Here is a 7450-nt window from a genome sequence, read left to right as displayed (position 1 = left end):
TTTAATAATTAAAAGCAAGAATGGTGAAGAGAGAATAGATATGCCAGCCAACCTCACTATATTCAACAGGAATGCCAACCTTCATAATTATGAAATTCAAAGAAATGGTTCAGTTAGTCCTACTACTTTGCGATTTGCTTATGGCAAATATTCTAAGAAACTGCGAATTCAAATGACTTGGGGAAAGATAATTTATGATGAAGAATAAAGGCTTTTTAATGATTGAAAGCTTGATAGCATTGATGATCACGTTGATTGCACTGACTGCTTTTACAACAATGATTCTTGATAGCAGACAGTTTGAAAAGAAAATTGAGTATCGCAGCGATCGGGCATTGGCGAATTATATGTTGAATGAATTTAAGCTTAAGGAAGTCGTTGTTCATGATCATGTTTTTAGGGAGTAGCATATGAAAGCTAAAAAGGGATTTTTGCTGATTGAAGCAATTTTCTCAGTGTTTATCACTCTGCTAATTGTGATCGCGCTGCAGAATTTGCTGGTTAGTTTAAAAACAGCACGTCATTTAAAGCATCCGGTTAATGAGGTAGCTTTTTCCTACATTCAGTTGAACAATTTTTTAAAAGAGCACGAGTCTTATGCACTGCCTGAATTATCAAATAGCAGAAAAGCGAATTTTTCCGGATTGAAAGACAATAATAAAGTATATGTTTTAGGAAAATATAAAAACATGATCAGGGTAACTACTAATGCAAGTGGACATATGCCTTTATTGTTAAATGTTGATCAAGCAGAATTTGAAACGAGCAAAAACAGAATCAAAATTTTTATTACTGAAGAAGATGGACGAAAATCAGAATTGTATTTTAAGTTGCGGGAGAAACCGGATGAAGCAAAAGAAGAAAAGAAAGCGGTCAAAGGGAAGCGCACTTCTGAGTAGCATTTTAGTTTTAAGTACTTGTCTATTGTATTTGACTTTTTATCAGCAGATTTTGCATGATACTGTGGAAAGCAATCAAATGATAATTGAATATTTGCGAGATAATTAACTTTACTTGCCACCCTTTGATTCTTTTTATTAAAATAAATAAGGATTAGAAGAAGGGTGAATATGGAAAATTTCGAAAAACTTTTTAACCAATTTTTAGCTTGCGTAACAATCTTGCAAGACGCACTTAATGTTTCTTTTGGCGAAGCATTGACTGAAACCTTTGATAACTTGGAAAATGGCAAGATCAAGGTTGAGATGGGCGCTCCTGATACAGAAACAGTTGCCCAATTAAGCAAAATGTATGCCCAATTGAATTATGAGCAGTTGCCAAAACGCAGCAAAGTCTTGATTTTTAACTATTTGACTTTAAAAGCGATCAATGACGATGGCCGCAACAGCAATCAAATGCCGACGCCACCAGCTTTGGCAACGGTCATTGCTCTCTTAATGCAGCGACTTTTGCCAGCAGATCAACAGCTGGAAGTAGTTGATCCTGCCTTGGGTACTGGTTCGCTTCTTTATTCGGTCATTAATCAATTAAAGACAGAGAATCATTCCAAGAATCTTTACCAGTTGGCTGGGATCGATAATGATGAGCAAATGCTAGATTTTGCTGATATTGCAGCTCATTTGAATGAACTAAAGATTGATCTTTATTGTCAAGATGCGATGATGCCTTGGATGACAGAGCCGGCCGATGCTATTGTGTCTGATTTGCCGATTGGTTATTATCCACTAGACAATAATGCTGAGCACTTTGAATTAAAGAATAAAAAAGGACATTCTTACGCTCACTTTTTATTTGTAGAGCAAATCGTTAAAAATCTAAAAGCTGGCGGTTTCGCATTCTTGCTTGTTCCAACAGGGATGCTGCAAGGAAAAGATCGTAATCAATTTATGCCATGGTTGACTAAGAAAGTTTTCCTCAATGCAATTATTGATTTGCCGGATGACATGTTCAGAAATAAATTTAACCAAAAATCTATTTTAGTTTTCCAGAATCATGGTGATAATGCTAAGGCTAAAGATGTCTTATTAACTAAATTAGACTCACTTAAGAAAGAAGATTCCCTAATCGCATTTAATATTAAACTTAACGAGTGGTATACTAAATCTAGTGATTAGTTTGTGAAAAAAATCATTAGTTGTGGAGGATTTTCTTATGAAGAAAGTATTAGCAATCAACTCAGGCAGTTCTACATTTAAATACAAGCTTTTTTCAGTATCTGATGAAAAGGTACTGGCATCGGGAATGGCTGATCGAGTAGGGCTTGATGGCTCAACCTTTGAAATTAAACTTGCCGATGGTACTAAGCATGTTGAACACGTGAAGATCCCAGACCAAGAAACTGCTGTAAAGCTTTTAATTGAAAACTTGAAAAAGTATAAAGTAATAGATAATATTCATGAAATTATTGGGGTAGGACACAGAATTGTTGCTGGTGGAGAAGATTTTAAAGAATCTACTATCATCACCAAGGACAATATTCAGAAAGTATTCGATTTAACGCAATACGCACCGCTTCACAATATGCCAGAAGCAATGGGAATCGAAGCTTTTATGAATATTTTGCCAGATGTTCCTCAGGTTGGTGTCTTTGATACTTCCTTCCACCAATCTTTGGATCCTGTGCATTATTTGTATTCAATTCCCTATGAATATTATGAAAAATATAAAGTACGTAAATACGGTGCTCACGGAACTTCAGTCCGCTATATAGTTCAAAGAAGCAGTGAATTATTGCACAAAGATCCTAAGGATTTGAAACTAATTGTTTGTCACTTAGGCTCAGGCGCATCAATTACGGCTGTTAAGAATGGCAAATCTTATGATACTTCAATGGGCTTCAGTCCATTAGCTGGTATCACGATGTCTACTCGTTCCGGTGATGTTGACCCATCACTTCTTGAATACATTATGAACAAGGAACATTTGGATATTGACCAGATCATTGCCGTGTTAAACAAAAAGTCAGGTTTGCTCGGTATTTCTGGTATTTCTCCAGACATGCGCGATATCAACACAAGCGATAAGCCACGTGCTAAACTTGCTAGAAAAATTTTCATTAACAGAATTATTCGTTACATTGGTGCATATTATGCTGAAATGGGTGGAGCCGATGCAATTATCTTCACGGCTGGTGTAGGTGAACATGATAAAGGCGTTCGTCAAGCTGTGATGGAACAACTTGCATTCATGGGCATTGATCCAGATCTTGAGGCTAACGAAACAAATGGTGAAAAGTTCATCACCAAGCCTGATTCTAAGATTAAGGTCATGATTGTACCTACTGATGAAGAGTTAATGATTGAACGTGATGTTGCAAGATTGGCCAAATTAGACTAATTAAGCCAAATATTTGAGAACATAGCAATTAATTTGTATAATAGATAATGTTCTCTTTATGGGGATGTTTTTGGGATTCGACAGGCGTAGACTTGCATTGACTGCAATTCGTAGGTTACGTCTACGTAAAAACGTTAATTTAAATTTAACTGCAAAAAACAGTAATTCTTACGCATTAGCTGCCTAATTAGGCGCATGTGTTGCCTTTAACCAGCTTACTCGTGGCCGGTTCTAGGTATCAACATTAGCGAGTTACGTTTAACTACCTCACCTGAATAGTTAGAAAGAGTCTGAGCAGGTTAGCTAGTTCATTCTAGCCCTGTTATATGGCGTTTTGAGCTAGTGAAGTTCAAGTAATATAACTATGATTGTAGAGGTCAGTGATGAGCTGCGTCTGGACAGGGGTTCAACTCCCCTCATCTCCTCTAGATACAAAATCGCATTAGATTAATTTCTAATGCGATTTTTTCTTATGTTAAAATTATTAAATGAAAAGCGAAAGGGGGTTTCATTTTTGTTTATAGAAAGTATATACTTTATGTGAGGCGAATTTTGATGGAACCAATTTTTTTAACACCATATTTTAGACCCAAAATTTGGGGTGGACGCAAACTAGATACAATTTTTCATTATGATATTCCAGAAGGCAAAGTTGGCGAAGCCTGGATTATTTCTGGATACAAAGATGATGCTTCAACTGTAACTGCAGGACCACTTAAGGGTAAATCATTGAGAGACGTTTACCATGAGCATCCTGAACTTTTTGGCAATCCTAAAGCAAAAGAATTTCCATTATTAGTAAAATTCTTGGATGCCAATGATAACTTATCAGTGCAAGTGCACCCAGATGATGATTATGCAGCCAAAGTAGAACATGATTCAGGCAAAACTGAAAGCTGGTACGTTATGCAGGCTGACCCAGGCGCATATCTTATTTATGGTCACCATGCCAAAACCAGAGAAGAGCTGGCTGATATGATTCATAAAGGCGAATGGGACAAGCTTTTGCGTAAAGTCCCAATCAAAGCTGGCGATTTCTTCTACGTTCCAGCTGGTACCATTCATGCTTTGACAAAGGGCAGTTTGGTAATTGAAACACAGCAATCCAGTGACGTAACTTATCGTCTTTATGATTATGATCGAGTTGATAAAAAGACTGGCAAAAAGCGTGAACTTCATACGCAAAAGTCAATTGACGTAACAACAGTTCCGCACGTTGATCCTAAACTTAATGTTCATACTGATAAGGATCAAGATGCTTCAATCAAGACTCTTGTTGAGCCACCAATTTCGCCGCATTTTTACTTATGGCAAATTGATTTGGACGGTACTTGGAAGTCCAGTCTCAAGAATCATCCATATTTGTTGGTTTCTGTAATTAAAGGTTCTGGCAAGCTTGAAGCTGATGGTCAAAGTTGGGATCTAAAGCTCGGAACGAATTTAATTATTCCAAATCAGATGAAAAATTTTGCTCTCACTGGTAAAATGAGAATTATAATGTCTGCTCCAAGTGAAGAATAGACAACAATTTTATTAGGGAAGCGAATTAATAGTGATCTACATAGCTTGTGGTAGCGTAATGATGGCAGTTGGTTTAATTTGGCTGATTTCACCAGCCAAACGACCGAACCAAATTTATGGCTATTTATCATATTTAGCTCAAGTGAATAAGGCAAGTTTTAAATTTGCACAGAGACGAGCAAGTTTATATTGTTTGCTCTTTGGCTTTATTCAATTTGTAATCGGGCTGATTATCCACTTGCTTAATGCGGATCGCTTTTTTCTTATATGGCTGTTGACTTTCTACATTTTCATTATTTTGCCGATAGTCTGGACTGAGAAGAGTCTTCAAAAATTTTTAAAAGCAAGAAATGAGTTGCCACCTGATTATGTTGAGCCAGACAAAGTTAAACATCATCGGACAAAGGGATTTAAAGATTAAGAATGAGTTTAAAAATTTTGATGGTTGAAGATGACACCTCTGTTGCTGAGATGATGGAGATGTTTTTCAAAAAAGAAGGATGGCAGCAAGATGTTGCCGTTGATGGCGTGCAAGCAGTTGAGATGTTTAAAGAGCACGCCTCAGAATACGATTTGATTACTCTAGACTTGAACCTGCCTAAAAAAGATGGCATTCAAGTTGCTAAAGAAGTTAGACAAATTTCACCTACAGTACCAATTATTATGCTGACGGCACGGGGAAGCGAAGCTGATCAAGTTCTAGGCTTGGGCGTTGGTGCCGACGACTATGTATCAAAGCCATTTAGTCCAATTTCATTGATTGCTCGTATTAAGGCGCTTCATCGACGCGTAATGATGGATGAGCCTACCAATAATGCTGTTAACAAGCAAGTTAACAATGATTATGATATTCAAACGCAGCATCTTAAAATTTCAAAATCAAGAAGAGAAGTTCTGTTTGATGGCAAATCAGTGACAACATTGACGCCTAAGGAATTTGATCTGTTATTTACGATGGCACAAAAGCCTAAGCAGGTCTTTTCACGGGACCAATTATTAGAACTGGTATGGGGATATGAGTATTACGGTGAAGAGAGAACGGTTGATGCTCATATTAAGAAATTGCGGCAAAAACTTGAAAAAGTCGGTCCTCAAGTTATTCAAACTGTCTGGGGTGTCGGCTATAAATTTGATGATTCGCAAGTTGAATAATGAAACTTATTTATCAGCACATGCTCAGTTTCTTATTGATTATCATTACTTCAGTTTCAATTATTGGCTTCACTGAAATTGATTACGTTCGCAATCAAGCTTATGAGCAAAATTTTGGGCGAATGGAAAGCTATGGTAATGCGATTGGTAAATTGGCTGCAACAGAAGGCAGTGGCAAAAAAGAAACGCTGGATACGACTTTTTTAAATCAATTGCAGTTTATTCTTAGTGCTGAGCATGTTCACTTGCGAATTTTTAACACGAAAAATAAACAGATCTATCCTCAAACCACAACCACTTTTAAGTTGCCCAATAACGTTTATGATTCTTTGAAAAAAGGTCAGGAAATTCGAATTCGCAACAATAATCAGGAAAGCACGTATATGGGGCAAACCAAATACGCTTATACCGGTGTCTTGATGCCTTGGTTTAGCAAGCAAAAACTGATTGGGATCATTTGGATCGGTTCGACAGTTCGCAATGTTGAACGACCAATCACTATGGCAAAGAAAAACTTGATCAATTCCTTAATTATTACTTTGGTAGTAGGATTAATCTTAAGTTTAATTTTGGCATACTACTCAACCAGCAAAATCAAACGCCTTTCAAGGGCAACGGAAAAAGTTGCCGCCGGAGATTTTGATGTTCAAATTGAACATAAGGATCATGATGAAATCGATCAGTTGGCAGCCAATTTTAACCGCATGGTTCGAAAATTAAAGAAGTCGAATGAAGAGGTCAAAGCGCAGGAAGAACGACGTGACCAATTTATGGCCGATGCGGCTCATGAGATGAGAACACCGCTAACTACGATTAATGGAATTTTGGAAGGTTTGCAATATGATGCAATCCCTGAAGAATCTAAGCCTAAATCCATTGCTTTAATGCGCCGAGAAACTAAAAGATTGATTAGACTGGTCAATGAAAATTTGGATTATGAGAAGATTTGCAATAACCAAATTATGTTGATCAAGACTAACTTTGATGCCTGCAAAGTGTTGCATGATTTGCAAACTCAATTGGAACAAAATGCTAAAAAGGCTAATGATCAATTGATTTTAGATGTTCCAGCTAAATTGCCGATTTATGCAGATCATGATCGTTTTACTCAAATTATGGTTAATCTGATTCAAAATGCAATTCAATTTACCCATGATGGTAAAATTACGATCAAGGGCCGTCGTTTGCTACATGCCTGTGAATTGCAGGTAACTGATAATGGGATCGGGATGAGCCCAGAACAGACTAAATATATTTTTGAACGCTTCTTCAAAGCAGACCCGTCAAGAGCACGTTTGGGGACAGGTGAATCTGGCTTAGGATTATCAATTGTTTCATCCCTGATTAAGCAGCACGGCGGGAAAATTTCGGTTAAATCCAATCCCCAAGAAGGATCAACCTTTACAGTCATCATTTATGACAAAGGTTATGAGCAATTTGTTGCAAAAGAAAACGACTAGTATTACTAGCCGTTTTTTTC

The 7450-nt window shown here is 37.1% G+C and carries 8 protein-coding genes, 1 other RNA gene and 1 pseudogene; all 10 read left to right on the top strand.

What is annotated here, in order from left to right:
• Positions 1–208, top strand: a pseudogene (locus tag HMPREF0493_RS08750) (hypothetical protein); the annotation flags it as partial.
• Entirely contained in the window at positions 195–407 is a 213-nt protein-coding gene (locus tag HMPREF0493_RS02925; protein WP_006351788.1) for a type IV pilus modification PilV family protein, read from the top strand. The pseudogene HMPREF0493_RS08750 and the gene HMPREF0493_RS02925, both read left to right, overlap by 14 nt.
• Positions 408–410: 3 nt before the next feature.
• A complete protein-coding gene (gene comGF / locus HMPREF0493_RS02920) occupies positions 411–899 on the top strand; it encodes a competence type IV pilus minor pilin ComGF (protein ID WP_006351787.1) in 489 nt (162 codons plus the stop codon).
• Positions 900–1070: 171 nt separating this feature from the next.
• Positions 1071–2075 carry a class I SAM-dependent methyltransferase gene (locus HMPREF0493_RS02915; RefSeq protein ID WP_006351786.1) on the top strand — a complete coding sequence of 335 codons (1005 nt, stop codon included), beginning with the start codon at positions 1071–1073 and terminating at the stop codon, positions 2073–2075.
• Positions 2076–2112: 37 nt separating this feature from the next.
• Positions 2113–3297, top strand: a complete 1185-nt coding sequence (locus tag HMPREF0493_RS02910; RefSeq protein ID WP_040457050.1) for an acetate/propionate family kinase — start codon at positions 2113–2115, stop codon at positions 3295–3297.
• Between the two features lie 60 nt (positions 3298–3357).
• Positions 3358–3725: a transfer-messenger RNA gene (gene ssrA, locus HMPREF0493_RS08305) on the top strand.
• A gap of 127 nt (positions 3726–3852) precedes the next feature.
• Positions 3853–4818, top strand: coding sequence for a mannose-6-phosphate isomerase, class I (manA, locus tag HMPREF0493_RS02905; RefSeq protein ID WP_006351784.1), 966 nt, complete (start codon positions 3853–3855; stop codon positions 4816–4818).
• A 31-nt stretch (positions 4819–4849) separates the two neighbouring features.
• A complete protein-coding gene (locus HMPREF0493_RS02900; RefSeq protein WP_040457047.1) occupies positions 4850–5239 on the top strand; it encodes an SdpI family protein in 390 nt (129 codons plus the stop codon).
• A 2-nt stretch (positions 5240–5241) separates the two neighbouring features.
• The gene (locus tag HMPREF0493_RS02895; protein WP_006351782.1) at positions 5242–5970 is read left to right on the top strand and encodes a response regulator transcription factor; all 729 of its coding nucleotides are present in this window, start codon (positions 5242–5244) and stop codon (positions 5968–5970) included.
• Positions 5970–7430 carry a sensor histidine kinase gene (locus HMPREF0493_RS02890; RefSeq protein WP_006351781.1) on the top strand — a complete coding sequence of 487 codons (1461 nt, stop codon included), beginning with the start codon at positions 5970–5972 and terminating at the stop codon, positions 7428–7430. The genes HMPREF0493_RS02895 and HMPREF0493_RS02890 overlap by 1 nt, the downstream gene beginning before the upstream one ends.
• The last annotated feature ends 20 nt before the right edge of the window (positions 7431–7450 follow it).

The sequence above is a fragment of the Lactobacillus amylolyticus DSM 11664 genome (assembly GCF_000178475.1).
Classification (GTDB): Bacteria; Bacillota; Bacilli; order Lactobacillales; family Lactobacillaceae; genus Lactobacillus; species Lactobacillus amylolyticus.
Note: the sequence above shows the minus strand (reverse complement) of the source record. Positions and strands in the feature narration are given on the sequence as shown.